This window comes from Promicromonospora sp. NPDC090134 (assembly GCF_044746965.1).
In the GTDB taxonomy this organism is placed as follows: Bacteria; Actinomycetota; Actinomycetes; order Actinomycetales; family Cellulomonadaceae; genus Promicromonospora.
The window spans coordinates 1-23,058 of record NZ_JBIVCZ010000006.1 but is presented as its reverse complement, the minus strand read 5'-3'; the positions used below and the strand labels follow the sequence as shown (position 1 = coordinate 23,058).

Below are 23,058 nucleotides of genomic sequence, written 5' to 3'. Positions count from 1 at the left end.
GCACGCGGCAGGCACGCGGCAGGCGCGCGGCCAACAGCAAGTGGTCGGCAGATCGTCAGGAGATCGGCACCTCGATTTGCCGAATACCTGACGTTCCACCGACCACCCTGATCGGACCCGCTCCGCTGCGAGAACTCAGTTCTTGCGGTACTCCCACGGGGAGTCCACCGGGCGCAGCGTCTCCCAGTCGGAGGCCCGCCCGATCGCCGCCGCCAGCACGCCCGCGATCGTCGCCGCGTTGTGCAGCCGGCCCGCGAGCGCCAGCGCCGCGGCCTCCTCCAGCGGCACCGGGACCACGACCATGTCGGCCTCCTCGGCCTCGCGCGTGTGCCGCTCGTCGTCGGGCACGGGCGTGAGGTCGCGCGCCAGGTACACGCGGACGGCCTCGTTGCTGCCGCCCGGCGTGGGCAGCAGGTCGAGCAGCACGTCCCAGGAGCCGGCGTTCATGTCCGCCTCCTCGGCCAGCTCGCGGGCCGCCGCGACGTGCGGGTCCTCGCCGTCCAGGTCGAGCAGGCCGGCGGGCGCCTCCCACAGGAAGGCGCCGACCGGGTGCCGGTACTGGCGCAGCAGCAGCACGTTGCCGTCGTCGGTCAGCGCCACGACGACGACCGCGCCCGGGTGGTCGACGTACTCGCGCCGGACGATGCCGCCGGCCTCGCCGAGGTCGACCTCGTCGGAGACCATGTCGACCACAAACCCCTGGAACGGTACGTCGAGCCGCCGCGCGGGGCGGGGGTCGATGACGTCCGTGACCTCGTCGCTGCTCATGCTGTCCCTCCGCCGCGCCTACCGGCGATCCTGCCCGTTCTCACGAGGACTGCTTCTCGAGCGCCGCCGCGATCAGACCCGCGAAGAGCGGGTGTGCCCGCGTGGGGCGCGACTTGAACTCGGGGTGCGCCTGCGTGGAGACGAAGTACGGGTGCGTCTCGGCGGGCAGCTCGACGAACTCCACGAGCGACGAGTCGGGGGACGTGCCGGAGATCAGCAGGCCCGCCTCCTCCAGCTCGACGCGGAACGCGTTGTTCACCTCGTAGCGGTGCCGGTGGCGCTCGGTCACCTTCTCGCTGCCGTAGGCCTTGGCCACGACGGAGCCGGCGGTGAGCTGCGCCTCGTAGGCGCCCAGGCGCATGGTGCCGCCCATGTCGCCCTCGCCCTCCACGATCGACTTCTGCTCGGCCATGGTCGCCACGACGGGGTGGCTGCTGGTCGGGTGGAACTCGGTGGACGAGGCGTCGGCCCAGCCCAGCACGTTGCGCGCGTACTCGATGACCATCGACTGCAGGCCCAGGCAGATGCCGAGGGTCGGCACCAGGTTCTCGCGCGACCAGCGCAGCGCCCCGACCTTGCCGTCGATGCCGCGCACGCCGAACCCGCCGGGCACCAGCACGGCGTCGACGCCCTCGAGGGAGGCCTTGGCGCCCTCCGGCGTCTGGCAGTCGTCGGCGGCGACCCAGCGGATGGTCACCTTCGCGTCGTTCGCGAAGCCGCCGGCGCGCAGCGCCTCGGTCACGGACAGGTAGGCGTCGGGCAGGTCGATGTACTTGCCGACCAGCGCGACCTCGACGTTGTGCTCGGGCTCGTGCACACGCTCCAGGAGGCGGCTCCAGCCGTCCCAGTCCACGTCGTGGAAGGGCATGCCCAGGCGGCGCACCACGTAGGCGTCCAGGCCCTCGGCGTGGATGACGCGCGGGATGTCGTAGATCGAGGGCGCGTCGGCGCAGTTGATCACGGCCTCGTTGTCGACGTCGCACATGAGCGCGATCTTGTTCTTGATGCCCTGCGGCACCACGCGGTCGGAGCGCAGCACGATGGCGTCGGGCTGGATGCCGATCGAGCGCAGCGCGGCCACGGAGTGCTGCGTCGGCTTGGTCTTCAGCTCGCCCGACGGGCCGATGTACGGCACCAGCGAGACGTGCAGGAAGAACACGTTGTCGCGGCCGAGCTCGTGCCGCACCTGCCGGGCGGACTCGAGGAAGGGCTGCGACTCGATGTCGCCGACGGTGCCGCCGATCTCGGTGATGATCACGTCGACGTCGTCCGACGCCTGCTCGCGCATCCGGAACTTGATCTCGTCGGTGATGTGCGGGATGACCTGCACGGTGTCGCCCAGGTACTCGCCGCGGCGCTCCTTGGCGATGACGCGCGAGTACACCTGGCCGGTCGTCACGTTGGACGAGGCGGGGAGCTCGACGTCGAGGAAGCGCTCGTAGTGCCCGATGTCCAGGTCGGTCTCGGCGCCGTCCTCCGTGACGAAGACCTCGCCGTGCTGGAACGGGTTCATGGTGCCGGGATCCACGTTGAGGTAGGGATCCAGCTTCTGCATCGTGACGCTGAGGCCACGGGAGCGGAGCAGGCGGCCGAGTGACGACGCCGTCAGACCCTTGCCGAGAGAGGACGCCACACCACCGGTGACGAAGATGTGCTTGGTCGGCGTGGAGGCGCCGGACCGATGACGGGACTGGAGACTGCTTCGGTGTTCGACCACGGAACTCCATCCTAAACGAGGTACGGCGTACTGGTGGTGTAACAACCAGCACACGCGCTCACTGCGCGTGACGTATCGCTCGGTTCCTGTCGAGTCTGCCCCTGTTGCGCCCTTTGCGCTCGCTAAGTCAGGACTTCCGGGAGAACTTCCTCCACACCTTCCTGAGCAGCGGTCCGACGGCGGTGCGCAGGTCCCGGTCGAGCAGCACCGCCACCACCAGCGTGACGAGCGCGGCCAGCAGCCCGAAGGCCAGCCCGAGGCCCAGCTCGGCGGCGAACGCGCCGCCGTCGAACTCGACCTCGCTCGACGCAGAACCCGGCAGCGAGAAGAACGAGCTCTCCCACAGCCCGAGCCGCCACGGCAGCCAGAGCCCGGCGGCGCCACCGACGGCGGCCGCCACGAGGACCACGATCAGCGCCCGCCAGACGCCGCCCAGCGCGGGCGCGCCGAGGTGCCGGCGGACGGCCAGGAGCAGCCCCAGCCCGGCCACGACCATCCCGGCCGTGCCCACGGCGCCCAGCGCCGCCATGACGTCGGTCCGCAGCGCGAGGTCGACGCAGGAGGACGAGGACTCGAAGCAGTCCGACTCCCGCGTCCGCGTCGCGAACAGCACCGGCACCAGCGCCGCGCCGACCGCCGCGACGCCCCACCCGCTCGCGGTCGCGGTCACCGCGGCCCGCCCGTGGTCGACGGCGTACAGCGCGCGCGACAGGTGCAGGATCAGCGCGAACCCGATCAGCCCGGGCGCCATCGTGATCAGCCCCGCAGCGAGGCCGGGGGCGTCACCACGCACGATGAGGTCGAAGACCTGCTCGACGAACGGGGCGGCCGCGATCAGCGCGGCCATGCCCAGGGCCGTCACGAGCAGCAGGGTGCGCGTCGTGCGGGCCACCAGGGCGCGCAGCTCGTCGGTCCGGCCGGCCGAGGCGTGCTCCGCGAAGTGCGGGAACGCGCTCGTGGCGATCGGGAACGCGAGCACCGCGTACGGCAGCAGGTAGACCTGCTGCGCGTACAGGTAGACCGAGAGCGTGCCGTCGCCGCCCGCGGCATTGGCCGCGCGCAGCGTGAGGAACACCGAGAGCTGCTGCGCCACGAGCGCGCCCACGCCTGCGAACGCCAGGCGCGCGGCACGCGGCCCCTCCCCCGACGGGAACCGCAGCGCGGGCCGCAGCCGCAGCCCGGTACGCCACACGGGTACCACGAGCGGCAGCGCCAGGAACAGGACACCCACCGTGGTGCCCCACGCCAGCCACTCCAACGCCTGGGCGGACAGCGCGGCGACGTCCTGCTGGTCGCCGTCCGCCAGCAGGTAGAAGACCCCGTAGACCACGATCACGACGAGGCTGGAGACCAGCGGCGCGAACGCCGGCCAGAAGAACCGTTTGTGCGCCTGGAGGATGCCGCCCAGCACGACGGCGATCCCGTAGAGCGGCACCTGCACGGCGAACACCCGCAGGAACGCCGTGGCGACGTCCACCTGCACCGGGTCGTCCAGCCCGGTCAGGCCGATGATCGGGCGCGCCAGGAGGGCCGTGAGGGCCGCCAGCGGCACCAGGACGACCAGCGTCCAGCCCAGCAGGGCCGACGCGATCCGGGAGGCCTGCTCCTTCGAGGCCGCGGTGCCGTCGGCGGTGAACGCCGCCCGGGCCAGGGGCCCGGCCAGCAGCGGCACGACGGCGCCCGCGAGCGCGCCGCCGGCAGCGACCTCGAACAGCAGGTTGGGCAGCTGGTTGGCCGAGTTGAAGACCGTCCCGACGCCGTCGGACCCGAGCCACGCGCCCTGCGCGAGCCAGCGGCCGAAGCCGACCAGGCGGCTGGCGAGGGTGACGACGGTGACGAGCAGCGCCGCGCTCGCCAGGGACTGGGTGCGGCTCACGCGCCCGGGGTGGCCACGGGCTTGGTCTGGGCGAGCTCGGCGACCGACTCCTCGACCGCCGCCGAGGGGCGCCGGCCGAGCATGTCGGCCTTGTTCAGCCACTCGTTGTCGGCGATCACCTGGGAGAAGCTCACCTTCTCCGAGGCCAGCATGAGGCCGACGACGCCGGCGAGCGCCGCCCACCGCACCGCGCGGGGCGCGTTGAACGCGACCTGGCTGCCGACGAGCGCGCCGAGCGCGTTGGCGCCGCCGTCGCCCAGCATGTCCTTCTCCCCCAGGTCGCCCGGCGCCGCCGCGGCGGCCGCGCCCAGCACGGCGCCCGCCGCGCCGGTGCCGGCGAGGGCGAACGGCAGGCTCGCCGCGACGCCCGCCTTCAGGGCCCGGCCAGGACGCAGGTCGAAGAGGTTGATCAGGTTGGCGGTGCCGCCGATCAGCGCGCCGTTGAGGCCGATGTCGACCACGTGGCCGAACGCGCTGCGCGCCGTGCGGGGCGTGCCGACGGCAGACGCCAGCAGCGCGGAGCCGGAGATGCCGAGCACCTTGAGGCCGCCCGTGGTCAGGCGGCCCTCCTTGAGCGCGCCGAGGTGGCCGCGCAGGCCCTTCGTGCGGGTGGCGGTGTCCTCGGCGAGGTCGTCGTAGAGGCCGAATCCGCCCGCGGCGGCCGTGGCGAACGCCGTGGCGCCCGGGGCTGCACCGCCCCCGACGGCCGCGCCGGCGACGAGGCCGGCCGTGACCGCCGGGCCCTCCAGCAGGCTGATCGGCTCGCCGCGGTGGTTGGTCCGCGTCCACGTGTCGTCCCCGCCGAGAGCGCCCTCGGCGACCTTCTCGTCGAGCTTGCGGCGCGCGAACGCCGTCGCGATCCCGGCCACGACGCCCGCGACGATGAACCTTCCTGCACCCATGACTACCCCTCGGTCTGTGTGTCGGTCTTTTCGCTGCTCGTACCGTTCGGCCTCGGCTCGTTTCCGGCTCAGCCGGCGGTGTCGCCCACGGTGTCGCCGGCCGTGTCGTCGACGGCGGGCGGCAGCACCGTCGTCGCGTCGTCCTCGAGCCCGTACTGCCCCACGACGCCGCTCAGGCGCGCCGCGACCGCGAGCGGCACGTTGATCCGGCCCGCGAGCCGGTCGACGCCGCTGACGGTCGTGACCACCGCGGCGATGTCCTCGTCGTCACGCACGGCCTGCACGGCGTCGCCCGGGTCGTCCGTCGGGCCGGCGAGGATCGCCGCGCCGGAGACCTCCTGTGCGGCCAGCGTCACGGCCGTCCACACGTCCGGCGTCGGCTCCGCCTCCTCGGTGGCGCCGTCCGCCGTCTCCTGCGGCTGCCCGGCCGGGCCCACGAGCAGCACGAGCGCCTGCGCGGCCTCCGTCTGCTCGTCGCCCGGCTCCGCGAAGCCGAACCGCTCCAGCTGGGCCTCCAGGTCGGTGGCCTGCGAGCTGCGGTCGCTGCCGCCGTCGCTGCCCGTGAGCGACAGGGCGAGCGCCGCGCCGAGCAGGGCGCTCGGGTCGTCCGTCTCGGGGGCCGCGGAGCCGAGGTTGACTCGCAGCCCCTCGGCCACGGTCTCGCGCGTCGACTCCTCGGCGGGGTCGGTCCACGCGTCCGTGAGCTCCGTCTTGGCCACGACCGAGGCGCCCGCGGTGTCGAGCTGGTTCAGCACGCCGTCGTGCACCTCCTGCGAGACCTCGCCGAGCTGCACCACCGCCACGCGCTCGCCCTCGAGCGAACCGGAGACCAGCTGCGTACCCGCCGCCTCGATGTAGCGCTCGTCGCCGTCCAGCGCGCTCTGCGTGGCGTCCAGCTCGGTGCGCAGGTCGGAGCGCTCGGCACGCAGCGCGTCCACCTGTTCCGTCAGCGTCTCGCCGATCGCCCCCTGCAGGGGTCCGGCGCCGAGGATGATGCCGACCGCGAGGGCGAGAAAGACGGAGATGAGCGAGACGAGGTGGTATCGGAAGTCGATCACGGTGGAAAGGAGTCCTTAAGCAGGTTCCGGGCGGTGGGGCCCGGTGTCAGGTCGGGGCGGCATGCGTGCGGGAAGGTATCCCCGCAGGTCAGCCGCCGAACAGGTTACCGATCCAGGACACGACGTCGTCGAACCGTGCCCCCATCAGTCCGAAGAAGGTCTGGCCGGCCGACGTCGAGGCCAGCGCCGCGAGCACAGCCGCGACGCCCGCGCCCGACAGCAGCGTGAGCTGGGTGTTGGAGATCCGCGTGCGGTACAGCCGGGACACGCCCTTGGCGTCGACCAGCTTGCCGCCGACCCGGAGCCGGGTGAGGAAGGTGGAGGCCATGCCCGAACGCCCCTTGTCGAGGAACTCCACGAGGGTGGCGTGCGTGCCGACGGCGACGATGAGCTCGGCGCCCTTGTCGTCGGCCAGCAGCATGGTGATGTCCTCGCTGGTCCCGGTGGCGGGGAAGACGACGGGTTCCACGCCGAGCGCCTTGACGCGCTCCAGCCCGGGCGCCTTGCCGTCGCGGTAGGCGTGCACCACGATCTCCGCGCCGCAGGCCAGCGCCCGGTCGGAGACGGAGTCCATGTCGCCCACGATCATGTCGGGCTGCCAGCCCGCGTCGATGATCGCGTCGGCGCCGCCGTCCACGCCGATCAGGACGGGCCGGTTCTCCCGGATGTAGGACCGCAGCTGCGCCAGGTCCTCGCGGTAGTGGTAGCCCCGGACCACGATCAGCACGTGCCGGCCGTCGATGTGGGTCCGGATGTCCGGCACGCCCACGCCGTCGAGCAGGAGGTCCCGCTCGCGGCGCAGGTACGTCATCGTGTTCTCGGCGAACCGCTCGATCTCGGCCGACAGGCCCTCGCGGGCCGCGGCCATGCTCGCCGCCACCGTCCGCGGCGTCTGGAACGTGCCCGTGGCCACGACCTCGCCGTCGACGACGACCTCGCCGCCCACGATCTCGATGTCGGCGTGCTCGTCGATCTTCATGACCGACGGCCCCAGGTCGTCCACCAGGACGATCCCGGCCTCGACCAGGATGTCCGGGCCCGTGTTGGGGTACCTGCCGGACGTCGACGGGGCGGCGTTCAGGACGGCGACGGGCGCGGCCGACACCAGGGCGTCGGCCGCGACGCGGTCGATGTCCACGTGGTCGATCACGGCGACGTCGCCGTGGTTCAGCCGGGACGTGAGCTCCTTGGTGCGCGCCCCGATCCGGGCGGGACCGTGCGCCACGGCCTGCGGCAGCACCGGGGCCTGGTCGGCGGCACTCTTCGCTGCGCCCTTGTCGGCGCGCTTCTCGGGTCGGGAGATCAGCTTCATCCGCTCTATCGTCCCACGACCGAGGACTCCAGGAGCTCCAGCGCGTGGGTACGCGCCGTCTCCGAGTCGTCCTGGCCGGACAGCATGCGCGCCAGCTCGCGGACGCGGGCGTCCGCGGTCACCTCGCGCACGCCCGTGACCGTGATCATCCCGTCGTCACCGTCGCTCGCGCCGGCCTCGCCGTCCGAGCTCTTGGTGACCACGAGGTGGGCGTCCGCGAACGCGGCGACCTGGGCCAGGTGCGTCACGACGACCACCTGGGTGCTGCGCCCGAGCTGCGCCAGCCGGCGACCTACCTCGACGGCCGCCCGGCCGCCGACCCCGGCGTCGACCTCGTCGAACACGAACGTGCTGCGCGGGGTGTCCGCGGTACGCGCCGCGGCCGCGCCGCCCGACGTCGCCAGGGCGACCTCCAGGGCGAGCATCACGCGGGAGAGCTCACCGCCGGACGCACCCTTGCCGAGCGGGCGCTCCGGGGCGCCGGGGTGCGGCACCAGCAGGAACGTGACCTGGTCGGCGCCGAACGGCCCCGGCTGGTCGAGCCCGTCCACCGTGACCACGAGGTGCGCGCCGCCCATCGCGAGGCCGTGCAGCTCGTTCGTCACGGCCTCGGCCAGCTCGGACGCGCCGCGGCTGCGCTCGGCCGTGAGGATCTCCGCCAGCCGGTCCAGCTCGCCGTCCAGCTCCGCCACGCGGGCGCGCATCGAGGTGAGGCGGTCGCCGCCGTCGTCCAGGTCGAGCAGGCGCAGGCCCGCGTCGCTGGCCCACTGCAGCACCTCGTCGATGGTCTCGCCGTAGGACCGGGTCAGGCCGTTCAGCTCCGCCATCCGGTTGTGCGCCGTCTCCAGCCCGGCCGGGTCGGCCTGCAGGTCGTCCACGTAGGCGGCGACGTCGGTCGCCACATCCGAGAGGAGGTAGCCCACCTCGGCGAACCGGGTGGCGAGCACGCCGAGCGCGGCGTCGGAGTGCGCCGCCGCGTCCAGCGCGCGCCGCGCGCGCTCGACCAGCGCGATCGCGTTCTCCCGGGCGCCGTCGGCGTCCTCGCCCGCGACGGCCTCGTGCGCCTCGGTGGCCGCCGTGCGCAGGCCCTCCGCGTTGGACAGGCGCTCGATCAGCGCCTGCAGCTCGACGTCCTCGCCGCTGACCGGGTCGACGCGCTCGATCTCCTCCAGGCCGATGCGCAGCAGCTCCACCTCGCGGGCCCGCTCGGCGCCGCGCGCCTCCAGGTCCGCGATCTCGGTCAGCAGGCCGCCGCGCTCGCTCCACGCGGTGCGGTACGCGGCCAGCACGCGCTGGTGGGCGGGGCCCACGAACGTGTCCAGGGCGTCGCGCTGCTTCGCAGAGGTGCGCAGCCGGAGCTGGTCGGCCTGGCCGTGCACGGTGAACAGGTCCTCGGCGATCTCCGCGAGCACACCCTGCGGCACGGCACGGCCGCCCAGGTGCGCGCGGGAGCGGCCGTCGGCGATGGTGCGCAGGATCACGACGGTGCCGTCGTCCTCCACCTCGCCGCCCGCCTCGTCGACGCGGCCCAGCACGGCGTCACGCCCGGAGACGCGCACCCGCCCCTCGACCGCGGCCGACGACGCGCCCGGGCGCACCGACTGCGGGTCGGCCTTGGCACCCATGAGCAGGTTCAGCCCCGTGAGCACCATCGTCTTGCCCGCGCCCGTCTCGCCCGTGATGACGGTCAGGCCGTCCGACAGGGGTACCCGGGCCGAGCGGATGACGCCCAGGTTCTCGATAGCGATCTCCTCGAGCACCTGACTCCTTAATGTTCTGGTGTGGTGTCGGCTGGGTCAGAAGGTACATCCTGCCCTGCTGCCCGCCCCGACCCGACACGGTCCCGCCAGCCCGAGACGGGCAGGCTGAACTTCGACACGAGACGGTCCGCGAACGGCGCGTTCGACAACCGTGCGAGCCGCACCGTACCGCCCTGGCGCACGACGACGCGAGAACCGCGGGGCAGCCGGATCTCCCGGCGCCCGTCACAGGTCAGCACGCCCTCGACCGTCGACTGCGGCAGCACGTCGACCGTGTAGCGCGACCGCGGGCCGATCACGAGCGGTCGCGCGAACAGCGCGTGCGCCGACAGCGGCACCATCAGCACGGCGTCGACGTCCGGCCAGATCACCGGCCCGCCGCCCGAGAAGGCGTGGGCCGTGGAGCCCGTCGCGGTGGACATCACCACCCCGTCGCAGCCGAACGACAGCAGCGGGCGGCCGTCCACCCCGATCGCGACCTCCAGCATGCGGTCGCGCGACGCCTTCTCGACGGTCGCCTCGTTCAGCGCCCAGCCGACCACCGGCTCCGCCGTGCCCGGCAGGTGCACCGTCACGTCGACCGTGGCGCGCTCCTCGACGTCGTAGTCCCGGGCCACCAGCCGCCGGACGGCGGCGCCGAGGTCCTCGCGCTCCGACTCCGCGAGAAAGCCGACGTGCCCGAGGTTCACGCCGAGCAGCGGTACGTCCGTGCCGCGGGTCAGCTCCGCCGCGCGCAGGATGGTGCCGTCGCCGCCCAGCACCATCACGGCCTCGGCGTTGTGCACGCCCTCCGCGAGGCGCTTGGCCGCCATGTGGTCGCCGAACTCCTCCGCGAGCGCGTCGTCGTGCAACGTGTACTCGAAGCCCGCCGCCTTCAGCTCGCGCAGAGCCTCGGCCAGGGCGGCGACCGCCTGGGGACGACCGCCATGGGTCACGATGAGGACGCGCCGGGTCACGGTCGGGGCTCCTTCTGCTCGGTGTGCTTCTGGTCGGTGTGCTTCTGATCCGTGTGCTGGTCCTGCTGCCCTGCCGGCCGGTCGGCCGGGGGTTCGTCGTCCTGCCGTCCGTGCACGACGACGGCCGGCGGCTCCGGCGGGTGGCCGGGCCGTGTCGCGGGCTCGCCGTGCGTCGGGTCCCAGGCCACCGCCGTCTCGACGGCAGCCGCGAGGGCCAGGTCGTCCCCGGGGGTCCAGTCGGTCGCGCCCGCCGGCGTGAGCCACACGAAGAACTCGCGGTTGCCGCTCGGGCCCGGCAGGGGGCTCGGCACCACGGCCCGCGCCAGCAGGCCCAGGCCCTCGGCGGCGCGCAGCACGGTGGTGACCGCCTCGGCGTGCAGCGCGCGGTCGCGCACCACACCCCCGCTGCCCAGCCGCTCGCGCCCCACCTCGAACTGCGGCTTGACCATCAGCAGCGCCTGCGACCCGGGACGCAGCACGCCCGCGACGGCGGGCAGCACCACGGTCAGGGAGATGAACGAGAGGTCGGCGACCACGACGTCCGGGGCCCGGGGCAGGTCGCCCGGCGTCAGCTCGCGGACGTTGAGGCCCTCGACCACCGTCACCCGGTCGTCGGCACGCAGCGCCGGCACGATCTGGTCGTGGCCCACGTCGACCGCCACCACATGGGCGGCGCCGCGGCGCAGCAGCACGTCCGTGAAACCCCCGGTCGAGGCGCCGAGGTCGGCGCAGAACGCGCCCTCGACCACCGGGCTGCCCGGCACGCGGGCCAGGGCGTCGAGCGCCCCGACCAGCTTGAGGGCGGCGCGCGACGCGAACTCGTGCTCGGGGTCGGCGCCGGGAGCGACCGACACCTCGTCGCCGTCGGACACCGCCGACGACGGCTTGACCACCGCCCGCCCCGCCACCGTGACCCGGCCGGACGCGACGAGCTCCGCGGCGTGCCGCCGCGAACGGGCCAGCCCGCGACGGACCAGCTCCGCGTCCACACGCGTACTCACAGTCGTCGTCACCACCGTCAGGCGTCACCGCTCAGGTGCGCGCGCAGGGCGTCGTGGACCGCCTCGAACCGGGCGACGTGCTCGGCCGGGGGCAGGTCGTCGAGCCCGTCGAGCGCGTCGAGCGCATGTCGCACGCCCGCCTCGGGATCGGCCGGGCCGGTCGCAGGTTCCTCGGTCTCGTAGAACTCGTCCATCGTGCGTCAACGCTCCACTGTGCTCGTCCGTACTGTGCTCGTCCGTGACGGTGCTCGTCCGTGCTGTTGCTTGCTGGTGCCTGCTCGTCCCTGCTCCTCGGCGGCGGTCCGCCGCGCGGGGACCGTCGGCATGCTGCAAGACACGGTACCTGTCGCCTCCGACAGAACCCGGGAGAATTCCGTCAGGTTCTCTGCGGGGAGAAGCCGCGCCGCCCGCCGACGTGGACGCGTCGCCCCGGCCAGGGGTCGCACCCGGCGCCCGCGGTTCCCGCCCGACACCCGTCCCGGACTCCGTCGCGGTCCCCGCCAAGGTGCGCTTCTACCCAGCGATTGCGCCCGGAAACGCTCGGTTTCCGGGCGCAATCGCTGGGTAGAAGCGCACCTTCCGGGATCAGAGCGAGAAGTCCGGGACCGACGCCGGGTCCAGGGGCTCGCCGGCGTCCGTCGCGGTCCAGGACGCGGCGCACGCGGCGCGGACCAGGTCGATGCCGGTGCCGTCGAGCCGCAGCTCGCCGTCGGACACGCGGGCCGCCGCGCCACCGGACACGTACCAGCCGTCCGCGAGCTCCGGCGCGCCGTGCGGCTCCAGCAGGGCCCGGAGGTCGGCCCCCACGAACGACGGGCGCTCCCCCGGCACGGCCAGCACGGCGTCGCGCGCCGTCGAGACGCCCGTCAGCACGTGCAGCCCCGGGTACCCGCCGCCGCGCGCGCCGGCGAGATCCGTGTCGAGCCGGTCCCCGATCACCAGCGGCCGGCTCGCCCGGGCCCGCTCGACCGCGAGCCGGTACATCGTGGGCGACGGCTTGCCGGCGCTGTCCGGGGTGACCCCCGTCGCCGACACCACGGCACCCACCAGGGCGCCGTTCCCCGGCGCGAACCCGCGCGCCGTCGGGAGCGACAGGTCCAGGTTGCTCGCCACGTGCCAGGCGCCGCGGCCCACCGCGTACGCGGCCTCCGCGAGCTGCGTCCAGCCCAGCTCGGGGGAATAGCCCTGGGCGACGGCGTCCGGCTCGTCGTCCGCCGACTCCACCACCGTGAAACCCGCGGACCGCACCGCCGTGACCAGGCCCTTGCCACCCACGACGAGCACCTTCGCGCCCTCGTCCAGCCGCGTGGTGAGAAGCGCCGCACAGGCCTGCGCGGCGGTCATCACCTCGTCGGGGTCGGTCGGGATGTCGAGGCCGGTGAGCTGGCCGGCGACGTCCTCCGGCTCGCGCGACGCGTTGTTCGTCACGAACAGCAGCCGCATGCCGCCCGACCGCGCCGCGGCGAGGCTCGCCGAGGCGTGCTCGATCGGCAGGTGCCCCTTGTACGCGACGCCGTCCAGGTCGACGAGCGCGAGGTCGTAGGCCTCGGCGAGCGGGACGTCGCTCGCCAGCAGCCCGGCGGTCGCCGTCACTCCTTCTCCTGCCCGACGCCGGACCGGCCGCCCTCGGCTGCCGGCTCGCCCTCCGCGTCGGTCGCCGCGGCGTCGGGCGCGGACGTCGTCACCTCGGTCCCCGTCACCTCGGTCGCGGGCGAGGCGTCGGCGGCTCCGGTCGACGGAGCGTCGGACGCCTCGTCCGACTCGGCGACGCTCGGCTCGTCGACGGCGTCGGCCTCGGGCTCGGGCTCGTCGGCAGCGTCCTCGTCGGTGTCAGAGTCGTCGTCGGACTCGTCGTCGTCGGACTCCTCGTCGTCATCCTCGTCCGCAGAGTCAGCCGAGTCCGCGGAATCGGCAGAGTCAGCCGAGTCGGCAGAGTCGGCGGAATCCGGGGAGTCCCCGGAATCAGCCGAGTCAGCGGAATCTTCGTCCTCGTCGTCGCCCTCGTCAGAGCCCTCGCCGTCCGAGTCCTCGTCGTCCGAGTCCTCGTCGTCCGAGTCCTCGTCGTCCGAGTCCTCGTCGTCCGAGTCCTCGTCGTCCTCGTCGTCCGCGAACTCCTCCGGGTGCTCCGCGGCGTACTCCTGCTCGGCGATCGCCGCGTCCTCCTCGACGTCGAAGACGGTGATGTCCTCGTCCGGCGTCTGCGCGCCGATCGCCCGCTCGAGGGCCTCGCTGTCGACCGACGCCAGGAGCGCGGCGGCCTCGTCTGCCCGGCCCGCGGCCTCGAGCGCCACGGCCCGCGCCTGCACCACGCGCAGCCCGAGGTCGCCCTGGGCGTCCTCGGCCGAGACCTTGTCCAGCACGGCCAGGGCGGCGTCGTGCTCGCCCAGGTCCGAGCGGGCGCCGCTCGCCACGATCGCGAGCTCGATCCGGCCGGTCGCGTCCAGCGTCGCCGCCTCCTCCGAGGCCGCAAGCGCCAGGGCGCGCTCCGGACGACCGAGGCCACGCTCGGCGTCCGCCATGATCGGCAGGTGCTCCGACGAGCCGTTCAGCCGGCGGACGGTGCGCAGCTCGCGCAGCGCCTCCGCGTACCGGTTGGTGTGGTACGCGGCGAGGCCGGCGGCCTCGCGCACGATGTCGATGCGGCCGGCGCCACGCACCGCGGCCTGGGTGTGCTCGTAGGCACGCTCCGGGTCGACGTCGAGCAGCCGGCCCGCCATCACCAGGTGCAGCCCGACGTACTCGGCGTGCTCCTTGCTCAGGCCGCGCAGGCGCGAGCGCACGTCACGGTCGAGCTGGCTGAACGAGGCGTCCTCGGCGATCTCCGGCTCGGGGGCGCGGGGAGCGCGCTCCTCACGCTCCTCGCGGTTCTCCTGGCGGGGCCGGTCGTCGCGGTCGCCGAACGAACGGCGCGGGCGGTCGCCGCCACGGTCGTCGTGACGCGGGCGGCTGCCGCCACGGTCGTCCCGACGAGGACGGTCACCACCCCGGTCGTCCCGGCGCGGACGGTCACCACCCCGGTCGTCGAAGGACCGACGGGGCCGATCGCCGTCGTTCCCCTGGAACGAGCGGGCGCCGCCGGCGTGCCCGCCGCGGCTGTCGCGGCCACCACGGTCGTCGCGGTCGCCGTACGACCGGCGCGGCCGGTCGTCGCCACCACGCTGGAACGGCCGGTCACCACCACGGTCATCACGACGCGGACGGTCACCACCACGATCGTCGAACGAACGACGCGGACGGTCGTCCCGGTCGCCGTACGACCGGCGCGGCCGGTCGTCGCCACCACGCTGGAACGGCCGGTCACCACCACGGTCATCACGACGCGGCCGGTCACCACCACGATCGTCGAACGAACGACGCGGACGGTCGTCACGGTCGTTGAACGACCGCTGCGGACGGTCGTCCCGGTCGCCGTACGACCGGCGCGGCCGGTCGTCGCCACCACGCTGGAACGGCCGGTCACCACCACGGTCATCGCGACGCGGCCGGTCACCACCACGGTCATCGAACGAACGACGGGGGCGGTCGTCACGGTCACCGAAGGACCGGCGCGGACGGTCGTCGTCCTGACGCGCCGGACGCTTGTCGCCACGGTCGTCGAAGTTCCGGCGCGGCCGGTCACCACCACGGTCGTCGAAGGACCGACGCGGACGGTCGTCCCGGTCGAAGCTCCGGCGGGGGCCGTCGTCGCGGCGCGCGGGACGGTCGCCCCCACGGTTGTCCCGGTCCTCGTACGGCCGGCGCGGCCGGTCGCCGTCGCCACCGCGGTACGGACGGTCGTTCCGGGCACCGCGGTCGTCGCGCCCGCCCCGGTTGTCCCGGTCGTCGCGCCCGCCCCGGTTGTCCCGGTCGTCGCGCCCGCCCCGGTTGTCCCGGTCGTCGCGCCCGCCCCGGTTGTCGCGGTCGTCGCGGCCGCCCCGGTTGTCCCGGTCGCCGTACGGACGGCGGGGACGGTCGTCGCCGCTGCTCCGGAACGGGCGGTCGCCGCCACGATCGTCGCGACGCGGGCGGTCGCCGCCACGGTCGTCGGAGGACCGGCGCGGTCGATCGTCGTCGCGCCGGGGCCCGCTGCCCCCGCGGGCGCCGTCATACCGGCGGCCCCGGTCTCCACCGCGCTCACCGCCCCGGTCGTCACGACGCGGCCCGTTGCCGTCGTTGCGGTAGGCGCTCCTGCGCTCGCCGCGGCGGTCGCCCTCGCGGTCGTTCCCCTGGTCACGGGGCGTTTCGTTCACGGTGTTCCCTTCGATGACAGATGCCCGAACATTCTCCCACGGGAGCAGCCGCCTACCAGGGTCGAAGAGCTGTGACATGTGCGTCCACGAGCCACCCGTACGCCCGAAACCATCGGGGTCGGCAGTCGGCATCGAGATCGGTCCAGCGCTGGACCGATCTCGATGCGAACTGCCGACCCCACCGCGAAACCGCCGACCTCACACCCGCGCCGGAACGACCTCCAGGTTGTGGACGTCGGCCTTGCGCAGCATCCGGACCGCGGCAACGACCAGCGCGGCCACCACGACCCGGCGGGAGTGCCGGAATTCACCCGTGCCTCGTGCGCCTCAGCCCAGCAGCTCCGCCGGCCCGGCCCCGCGCAGGGAGGCGTCCAGCACCAGCACCATGTGCGCCGTCGGCATGGCACGCCCCTGCCGGGACAGGGCGTCGGTGATCTGCAGCAGGCACCCCGGGTTCGACGTGACCAGCAGCTCGGCGCCGGTCGCGGCCACGTGCGCGGCCTTGCGGTCGCCCAGCTCGCGCGCCGGCTCCGGGTTCGTCAGGTTGTAGATGCCGGCCGACCCGCAGCACATGTCGCCCTCGGCGATCTCCTTGACCACGAGTCCCGGGATGGCCGCGAGCACCGCGCGCGGCTGGGCCTTCACGCCCTGCGCGTGCCGCAGGTGGCAGGCGTCGTGGTAGGCGACGGTCACCGGCAGCGGGTGCCGCGGCGCGACGGGCTCCAGCTCCGCCAGCACCTCGGAGACGTCCCGGGCCCGGTCCGCGAACGCGGCGGCACGTTCGGCGTACTCCGGGTCGTCCGCCAGCAGGTCCGCGTAGTCCTTCATCGTGGAGCCGCACCCGGCAGAGTTCGCCACGATCCGCTCCACGCCGGCGTCCGCGAACGCGTCGATCAGCGCCCGGGCGTAGTCGAGCCCCTCGGCCTCGCGCCCGGCGTGCACGGACAGCGCGCCGCAGCACCCCTGGTCCGGCGGCACGACGACGTCGCAGCCCTCCGCCGCGAGCACCCGCGCCGTCGCCGCGTTGACGCCGGGGTAGAACTCCCGCTGCACGCAGCCCAGCAGCAGCCCGACCGTCATCCGCCGCTCCCCCGCGGCGGGCACGAGCGCCGGCACCGGGATGCGCGGGCCCACGGGCGGCGCGATCGCCTCCATCGTCGCCAGCGTCGGCGACATCCGAGCCAGCACCGGACGCACCAGTCGCGACAGCCCCGTGCGCTGGTACGCGGCGAGCAGCGGGAGCACGCGCCGCAGCCGCTGGGGCCGCGGGAAGAGCGCGAAGATCGCCGACCGCAGCAGCCGCTGCCCCCGCGTCCGGTGCTCGGCGCCGCGCCGCTCGACCTGCTGCCGGGTCGCCTCGACGAGCTTGTCGTACCGGACCCCCGACGGGCACGCCGTCACGCACGCCATGCAGCCGAGACACGCGTCGACGTGCTGGACGAGCGACGGCGACATCGGCTCGCCCTCCAGCCCCTGCTTCATGAGGTGGATCCGGCCGCGCGGGGAGTCCATCTCCTCGCCCCACAGGGAGTAGGTGGGGCACGCGGGAAGGCAGAACCCGCAGTGCACGCAGTCGTCCACCAGCTCCCGGGCCGGCGGGTGGTGCCCGTCGAAGGCACCTTGCCCGTTGCGCCCCGGCCCGTCGAAGGAGCCCAGCAGGTCCGGCTTCGCCTCGGTCATCAGATGCCTCCCACGAATCGGCCGGGCGCCAGGTTCCGCCCGGGATCGAGCTGTCGCTTGATCGCGCGCATCAGGTCGAGCCCGCCCACGGGACCCCACGCGTCGAGCGCGGCGCGCACCTGGCGCGACGCCCGCAGCACGGTCACGGTCCCGTCCCGCGGGCCGGGCGCGGCCGCGCGCAGGTGCCCGACGGCGAGCGCGGTCGCCTCGGGCGAGCCCGTCACCGCGGCGTGCAGCACCCCGGCCGCGGTCCCGCGCAGCGTGATCCCGACGTCGTACCGCTGCTCGGCGTCCCGCGCCGCCGCCAGCAGGCCGGCCACCCCGGTGAGCGTGGCGGTCGCCTTGGCCAGGGTCAGCTCCGGCTGCCCGACGGCGGCGCCCGAGCCCCCGCCCTCGTGCCGACCCCCGGCAGGCCCGGCCCACACCGTCCCCGGCAGCTCGCCCCACCACGACGGCGGCCCGGCCTGGACCCGCCCGCCCAGCAGCTCGGCGGCCGCGGCGGCCCGCCGTCCGACGGCGTCCGCCGTCCCCTCCAGCAGCACCGCCACCTCGGCGGCGTCGCTCCCCGCGGGCCGGTCGATCTCGACCGCCGCGGGCGCGAGCTGCGAGGCGACCACGTCCCGCGCCCCCGCGGCGACGTCGGCCAGGGGGCCGGAGCCGATCACGAAGGCCCGGTCCGGCCGGGCCGGATGCAGCCGGAACGCGGCCCGGACCACCACGCCGAGGGTGCCGTACGCGCCGGTCAGGAGCTTGGCGAGGTCGTACCCGGCGACGTTCTTGACCACCTTGCCGCCCGAGGAGGCCCGGGTGCCGTCGGCGAGCACGACCGTGGCACCCAGCACGAGATCGCGCACCGCGCCGCGCTGCAGGCGGCGCGGACCGGACGCGCCGGTCGACAGCATGCCGCCCACGGTGGAGCCGCCCGCGAGCCGACCCGGCGGCAGGTCCACCACCAGCTCCTGGGCGGCCTGACCGACCGTCTCCGACAGCGCGGCGACGGGCAGCCCGGCCTCCGCGACCACCACGAGGTCGCCCGCGCCGTGCTCCACGAGCCGGTCCAGCCCCGTGGTGTCCAGGATCAGGTCGGCCCGCTCGGGCGGCGCGCCCCAGTCGAGCGCCGTGCCGGCCCCGCGCGCCACGGTGACGAGTCCCTGCGCGGTCGCCTCGCGCAGCACGGCCGCCACCCCCTCGGCCGACGCCGGCCGCGCGACCGCGGTGGCCGGCACTCCGTCGACGGCGTCCCCCGGACCTGCCTCCCGCACCTCTCCCCCGTGCTGCCGCAGCGTGTCGCCGAGTCGCTGCAGGTCCGCCATCAGAAGACCTCCGCCACGCCGGACTCCGCCAGTGGGTGCGCGCCCTGGTGCCGCCCCGGCCGCTCCCCGCACAGCCGCGGCGTGGGGAACACCTTGCCGGGGTTGGAGATGCCGTCGGGGTCGAACGCGCAGCGCACCGCCTGCATCGTGTCGAGGTCGTCGGCGGTGAACATGCGCGGCATGTGCTTGGCCTTGTCGGCGCCCACGCCGTGCTCGCCCGTGATGGACCCGCCGTGCTCCAGGCACAGGTCGAGGATGCCGCCGGCCACCGCTTCCGCACGTTCGACGGCGCCCTCGACCGCGCCGTCGAACAGCACCAGCGGATGCAGGTTGCCGTCGCCCGCGTGGAAGACGTTCGCCACCCGCACGCCGGCGCTCTCGCCCAGCTCCGCGATCTGTCGCAGCACGCGCGGCAGCGCCGTCCGCGGGATCACGCCGTCCTGCACGATGTAGTCCGGGCTGATCCGGCCGACGGCCGCGAACGCGGACTTGCGGCCCTTCCAGATCAGGGCGCGCTCGTCGTCGTCCGCCGCGACCCGCACCTCGAACGCGCCGGCGGCCTCGCACAGGCGGACGACGTCGTCGAACTCCCCCGCGACGTCCGGCGCCGGACCGTCCAGCTCGACCACGAGCACGGCGCCCGCCCCGTGCGGGTAGTCGCAGTGCACCGCGGCTTCCGCGGCCTCGATCGCGAGCGCGTCCATCATCTCGATCGCGGCGGGGATCACGCCCGCCGCGATGATCGCGGAGGTGGCGGCGCCGGCGTCGTCCATGGAACGGAAGGCCGCCAGCAGGGTGCGGACCTCCTGCGGCAGCCGGGTCAGGCGCACCGTCGCCGCCGTGACGACGCCGAGTGTGCCCTCGCTGCCCACGAGTGCGCCGAGCAGGTCGTAACCGGGCGCGTCGGGTGCCTTGCCGCCGATCTCGACCTGCACGCCGCCCGGCGTGACCAGGTCCACGCCCGTGACGTGATGGGTGGTGAAACCGTACTTGAGGCAGTGCGCCCCGCCGGAGTTCTCGGCGACGTTCCCGCCGATCGAGCACACCGACTGACTCGACGGGTCGGGCGCGAAGTAGTAGCCGTCGGGGCTGGCCGCCGCCGTGAGGTGCAGGTTGATCACCCCCGGGTCGACCACGGCGCGCTGGTTGTCGGCGTCGATCTCCCGGACCGCCCGCATCTGCGACATGACCACGAGCACGCCCTCGGAGTGCGGCAGCGCCCCGCCCGACAACCCCGTGCCCGAGCCGCGCGCGACGAACGGCACGCCGTGCCGGGCACAAGCCCGCACCGTGGTCGCGACGTCGGCGGCGTCCCGGGCCAGGACCACCACCCCGGGGATCACGCGGTACGCGGCGAGCCCGTCGCACTCGTACGTCCGCCGCCGCTGCCGGTCGGTGATGACGTGCTCCGCCCCGAGCGCTCTGACCAGCTCGCCGACGACATCGGACAATGACTCACTGCCACCCAAGGCAACCTCCTCGTTGCACGGTCCTCGCCCCCAGCACTCAACGGAGCAAGGTCAGGGCATGCGGGCGTAGGCCGGGAGGGTCAGGAAGTCGGCGTAGTCGTCGGCGACCGCCACCTCCAGGAACGTCTGCTTCGCCTCCGCGTAGTCTGCCGCGTCGCCCGGCAGCCCGGCGATCTCCTCCTCGACGATCCGGTCGATCAGCTCGCGCGTGACCTGGTGCCCGGTGTCCGCGAGCGTGACGTCGTTGTGCAGCCACTGCCACACCTGCGAGCGGGAGATCTCCGCCGTCGCGGCGTCCTCCATGAGGTTGAAGATGGCGACGGCGCCGAGCCCGCCGAGCCACGCCTTGAGGTACTGGATGCCCACCGAGATGTTGTTGCGCAGCCCCGCCTCGGTGACGTCGCCGGGTGTGGACGCGACGTCGAGCAGCTGCGCCGCGGTGACGTGCACCTCCTCGCGGGTGCGGTCGATCTGGTTCGGCCGGTCGCCCAGCACCGAGGTGAAGACCTCCGTGCAGAGCTCGACCATGCCGGGGTGGGCCACCCACGACCCGTCGAAGCCGTCGTTCGCCTCGCGGGTCTTGTCGTCGCGCACCTTCGCGAACGCGGCCGCATTGGCCTCCTCGTTGCGGCTCGGGATGAACGCGGCCATCCCGCCGATCGCGTGCGCGCCCCGGGTGTGACAAGTCTTGACCAGCAGCTCCGTGTAGGCGCGCATGAACGGGACGGTCATGGTGACGGCGTTGCGGTCGGGCAGCATGAAGTCGGTGCCGCGGGTCCGGAACGACTTGATCACGGAGAACATGAAGTCCCAGCGGCCGGCGTTCAGACCCGCGCTGTGCTCCCGCAGCTCGTAGAGGATCTCCTCCATCTCGAACGCCGCGGGGTAGGTCTCGATGAGCACGGTGGCGCGGATGGTGCCCTGCGGGATGCCGAGGAAGTCCTGGGCCAGCACGAACGCGTCGTTCCAGAGCCGCGCCTCCAGGTGCGACTCCATCTTGGGCAGGTAGAAGTACGGGCCCTGGCCCTTCTCGATCTGCCGCAGCCCCGCCGTGGCCAGGTAGAGCGCGAAGTCCACCAGGCTGCCCGACGTCGGCCGACCGTCCACGAGCAGATGCTTCTCCGGCAGGTGCCAGCCGCGGGGACGCACGATGATCGTCGCCAGCTCCACGTCCGGCTTGAGCGCGTAGTGCTTGCCGTTTTCGCCCGTGAAGTCGATGTTCCGGTTGATCGCGTCGAGCAGGTTGAGCTGCCCGCCCACCACGGCGCTCCACTGCGGCGTGTTCGCGTCCTCATGGTCGGCGAGCCACGCCTTCGCCCCCGAGTTGAGCGCGTTGATCGTCATCTTGCGGTCGGTGGGGCCGGTGATCTCGCAACGCCGGTCCTCCATCCCGGGCGCCGCCGGCGCGACCTGCCACGTCGGGTCCTCGCGGATGTGCCGGGTCTCTGGCAGGAAGTCCAGCGTGCCGCCGGCCGCCAGGTCCTCGACCCGCCGTCGCCGCGCCTCCAGCAGCTCGAGGCGGCGGTCGTCGAGCTCGCGGTGCAGGGCGACGATCAGCCCGAGCGCCTGCGGCGTGAGCACCTCCTCCGCCCGGGGTGCGATGTCGCCGGTGATCGTCAGGCCGTCCGGAGTGTCCACGTCGAGTTCCTTTGGTCGATCGGCTCGGCTCCGCCGCAATTCCACGATGCGGAAACCAAATACTTCCTAGTGAAAACACTAGGTGCCCGACAACGCTCGGTCAACGCGGCCGGACCCGCTCAGCTCCCGGACAGCTCCGCGGCGATCTCCCGTGCGACCTCGTGCAGCACCGGAACGGCATGCTCCCCGAACTCGAACGACACCCGCGCGGCAGGCCCGGACACGGACAGCGCGGTGGGCACGGGCACCCCCGGCACGACGACGGCGAAGCACCGCACGCCGACCTCCTGCTCACCGTCGTCCACGGCATACCCGCGTTCACGGATCTCGCCGACAGCGGCGAGCAGCGCCTCGACCTCGGTGATCGTCCGGTCGGTCGCGGGAGCAAGCCCGGCACGTGCGGCGATGTCCCGCACCGCGGCCTCGGGCAGCTCACCCAGCAGCGCCTTGCCCACGCCGGTGCTGTGCAGGTGCACGCGCCGCCCCACCTCGGTGAACATCCGCATCGAGTGCGACGATGCCGCCTGCGCCACGTACACCGCCATCTCGCCGTCGAGCATGGCCAGGTTCGCGGTCTCGCCCAGCTCCCGTGCGACGCGGGCCAGGTGCCGGCGGGCGCCGGCGCCGAGCTGACGGCCGGCCGCCTCGCCGAGGCCCATCACCCGAGCGCCGAGCGCATAGCGGCGCGAGGGCAGCCGGCGCGCGTAGCCGCGGGCGACGAGCGTACGCATCAGGCGGTGGATGGTCGGCAGCGGTAGCCCGGACTGCTCGGAGAGCTCGCTCAGGCCGGTGTCGCCGTCGAGCGACGCCATGATCTCGAGCAGGTCGAGCGCCCGCTCCACGGACTGCACACCAGGTTCTGCCATGTCGCCTCCCCGTCGGAACGCCAGACCTGTCGTCTGACGGAACCAGCATTCCACGGGGCGGAAGACGGGAGAGTGTTTTGGGCATGCAGAAAGGGGGCGGGGTGTCTCCGACCATCTCTGGTCGGGCACCCCACCCCCTTGCTGGGAATGGTTGTCCGGCGGCGTCCTACTCTCCCACCCCGTCACCAGGGCAGTACCATCGGCGCTGTGGGGCTAAGCTTCCGGGTTCGGAATGGGACCGGGCGTTTCCCCCACGCTATGACCACCGTAACTCGATCGAGAACCAGGCAACCCATCCCACACACACCCACCAGAGAAACCTGGTAGTGGTTGGGGGGGTTGGTGCCCGTGACTCGGGAACCGCATAGTGGACGCGTAGCAACCATCAAATTCTTTTTGACTCGTGTGAGTGTGGTTGTGAAGTTATCGGCAGGTTAGTACCGGTCAGCTCCACAGGTCTTCAGTCCCTGCTTCCACATCCGGCCTATCAACCCAGTGGTCTGCTGGGTGCCT

At 73.6% G+C, this 23,058-nt stretch carries 18 protein-coding genes and 2 rRNA genes; 1 reads left to right on the top strand and 19 read right to left on the bottom strand.

Going from position 1 to position 23,058, the window contains the following annotated elements:
* Positions 1-135: 135 nt before the first annotated feature.
* From ACIPN7_RS16940 to ACIPN7_RS16885, 12 genes are all read right to left on the bottom strand, one after another.
* Positions 136-768 (bottom strand): NUDIX domain-containing protein, encoded by a 633-nt coding sequence (locus ACIPN7_RS16940; protein WP_020012930.1) that lies wholly within the window; start codon positions 766-768, stop codon positions 136-138.
* A 40-nt stretch (positions 769-808) separates the two neighbouring features.
* Positions 809-2,485 carry a CTP synthase gene (locus ACIPN7_RS16935; protein ID WP_400544476.1) on the bottom strand — a complete coding sequence of 559 codons (1,677 nt, stop codon included), beginning with the start codon at positions 2,483-2,485 and terminating at the stop codon, positions 809-811.
* Positions 2,486-2,612: 127 nt separating this feature from the next.
* Positions 2,613-4,361 (bottom strand): murein biosynthesis integral membrane protein MurJ, encoded by a 1,749-nt coding sequence (murJ, locus tag ACIPN7_RS16930; protein WP_400544473.1) that lies wholly within the window; start codon positions 4,359-4,361, stop codon positions 2,613-2,615.
* Positions 4,358-5,263, bottom strand: coding sequence for a hypothetical protein (locus tag ACIPN7_RS16925; RefSeq protein WP_400544470.1), 906 nt, complete (start codon positions 5,261-5,263; stop codon positions 4,358-4,360). The genes murJ and ACIPN7_RS16925 overlap by 4 nt, the downstream gene beginning before the upstream one ends.
* 68 nt (positions 5,264-5,331) lie before the next feature.
* The gene (locus tag ACIPN7_RS16920) at positions 5,332-6,321 is read right to left on the bottom strand and encodes a copper transporter (protein WP_400544467.1); all 990 of its coding nucleotides are present in this window, start codon (positions 6,319-6,321) and stop codon (positions 5,332-5,334) included.
* A gap of 88 nt (positions 6,322-6,409) precedes the next feature.
* Entirely contained in the window at positions 6,410-7,633 is a 1,224-nt protein-coding gene (gene steA / locus ACIPN7_RS16915) for a putative cytokinetic ring protein SteA (protein WP_400544464.1), read from the bottom strand.
* A gap of 5 nt (positions 7,634-7,638) precedes the next feature.
* Entirely contained in the window at positions 7,639-9,393 is a 1,755-nt protein-coding gene (recN, locus tag ACIPN7_RS16910) for a DNA repair protein RecN (RefSeq protein ID WP_400544461.1), read from the bottom strand.
* An 8-nt stretch (positions 9,394-9,401) separates the two neighbouring features.
* Positions 9,402-10,349 (bottom strand): NAD kinase, encoded by a 948-nt coding sequence (locus ACIPN7_RS16905; protein WP_400544458.1) that lies wholly within the window; start codon positions 10,347-10,349, stop codon positions 9,402-9,404.
* Positions 10,346-11,350, bottom strand: a complete 1,005-nt coding sequence (locus ACIPN7_RS16900) for a TlyA family RNA methyltransferase (RefSeq protein ID WP_400544455.1) — start codon at positions 11,348-11,350, stop codon at positions 10,346-10,348. Before ACIPN7_RS16900 ends, ACIPN7_RS16905 begins: the two co-directional genes overlap by 4 nt.
* Positions 11,351-11,367: 17 nt before the next feature.
* Positions 11,368-11,544, bottom strand: coding sequence for a hypothetical protein (locus ACIPN7_RS16895; RefSeq protein WP_400544452.1), 177 nt, complete (start codon positions 11,542-11,544; stop codon positions 11,368-11,370).
* Positions 11,545-11,935: 391 nt separating this feature from the next.
* The gene (locus ACIPN7_RS16890) at positions 11,936-12,943 is read right to left on the bottom strand and encodes an HAD-IIA family hydrolase (RefSeq protein WP_400544449.1); all 1,008 of its coding nucleotides are present in this window, start codon (positions 12,941-12,943) and stop codon (positions 11,936-11,938) included.
* Positions 12,940-14,130 (bottom strand): hypothetical protein, encoded by a 1,191-nt coding sequence (locus ACIPN7_RS16885; protein WP_400544446.1) that lies wholly within the window; start codon positions 14,128-14,130, stop codon positions 12,940-12,942. Before ACIPN7_RS16885 ends, ACIPN7_RS16890 begins: the two co-directional genes overlap by 4 nt.
* Here ACIPN7_RS16885 and ACIPN7_RS16880 point away from each other — a divergent pair.
* On the top strand, positions 14,095-15,654 hold the full coding sequence (locus tag ACIPN7_RS16880) for a hypothetical protein (RefSeq protein ID WP_400544443.1): 1,560 nt from the start codon (positions 14,095-14,097) through the stop codon (positions 15,652-15,654). The genes ACIPN7_RS16885 and ACIPN7_RS16880 overlap by 36 nt on opposite strands.
* Positions 15,655-15,906: 252 nt before the next feature.
* On the opposite strand, the gene glcF is transcribed toward ACIPN7_RS16880, so the two are convergent.
* From glcF to ACIPN7_RS16845, 7 genes are all read right to left on the bottom strand, one after another.
* Positions 15,907-17,259, bottom strand: a complete 1,353-nt coding sequence (glcF, locus tag ACIPN7_RS16875) for a glycolate oxidase subunit GlcF (RefSeq protein ID WP_400544440.1) — start codon at positions 17,257-17,259, stop codon at positions 15,907-15,909.
* Positions 17,259-18,572 (bottom strand): FAD-binding oxidoreductase, encoded by a 1,314-nt coding sequence (locus ACIPN7_RS16870; RefSeq protein WP_400544437.1) that lies wholly within the window; start codon positions 18,570-18,572, stop codon positions 17,259-17,261. The genes glcF and ACIPN7_RS16870 overlap by 1 nt, the downstream gene beginning before the upstream one ends.
* Positions 18,572-20,041 carry an FAD-linked oxidase C-terminal domain-containing protein gene (locus ACIPN7_RS16865; protein WP_400544434.1) on the bottom strand — a complete coding sequence of 490 codons (1,470 nt, stop codon included), beginning with the start codon at positions 20,039-20,041 and terminating at the stop codon, positions 18,572-18,574. The genes ACIPN7_RS16870 and ACIPN7_RS16865 overlap by 1 nt, the downstream gene beginning before the upstream one ends.
* A gap of 51 nt (positions 20,042-20,092) precedes the next feature.
* Positions 20,093-21,679 carry a malate synthase A gene (aceB, locus tag ACIPN7_RS16860; protein WP_400544431.1) on the bottom strand — a complete coding sequence of 529 codons (1,587 nt, stop codon included), beginning with the start codon at positions 21,677-21,679 and terminating at the stop codon, positions 20,093-20,095.
* A gap of 119 nt (positions 21,680-21,798) precedes the next feature.
* Positions 21,799-22,545 carry an IclR family transcriptional regulator gene (locus tag ACIPN7_RS16855; protein ID WP_400544428.1) on the bottom strand — a complete coding sequence of 249 codons (747 nt, stop codon included), beginning with the start codon at positions 22,543-22,545 and terminating at the stop codon, positions 21,799-21,801.
* A gap of 153 nt (positions 22,546-22,698) precedes the next feature.
* Positions 22,699-22,815 (bottom strand): 5S ribosomal RNA (gene rrf, locus ACIPN7_RS16850).
* 144 nt (positions 22,816-22,959) lie between these two features.
* Positions 22,960-23,058: ribosomal RNA gene (locus ACIPN7_RS16845) — 23S ribosomal RNA — on the bottom strand; the annotation flags it as partial.

What these genes read in the sequence shown, in the direction of transcription:
- ACIPN7_RS16940 (WP_020012930.1), bottom strand. Translation starts at nt 768, where the DNA reads ATGAGCAGCGACGAGGTCACGGACGTCATCGACCCCCGCCCCGCGCGG.
- ACIPN7_RS16925 (WP_400544470.1), bottom strand. Translation starts at nt 5,263, where the DNA reads ATGGGTGCAGGAAGGTTCATCGTCGCGGGCGTCGTGGCCGGGATCGCG.
- steA (WP_400544464.1), bottom strand. Translation starts at nt 7,633, where the DNA reads ATGAAGCTGATCTCCCGACCCGAGAAGCGCGCCGACAAGGGCGCAGCG.
- ACIPN7_RS16895 (WP_400544452.1), bottom strand. Translation starts at nt 11,544, where the DNA reads ATGGACGAGTTCTACGAGACCGAGGAACCTGCGACCGGCCCGGCCGAT.
- glcF (WP_400544440.1), bottom strand. Translation starts at nt 17,259, where the DNA reads ATGACCGAGGCGAAGCCGGACCTGCTGGGCTCCTTCGACGGGCCGGGG.
- ACIPN7_RS16870 (WP_400544437.1), bottom strand. Translation starts at nt 18,572, where the DNA reads ATGGCGGACCTGCAGCGACTCGGCGACACGCTGCGGCAGCACGGGGGA.
- ACIPN7_RS16855 (WP_400544428.1), bottom strand. Translation starts at nt 22,545, where the DNA reads ATGGCAGAACCTGGTGTGCAGTCCGTGGAGCGGGCGCTCGACCTGCTC.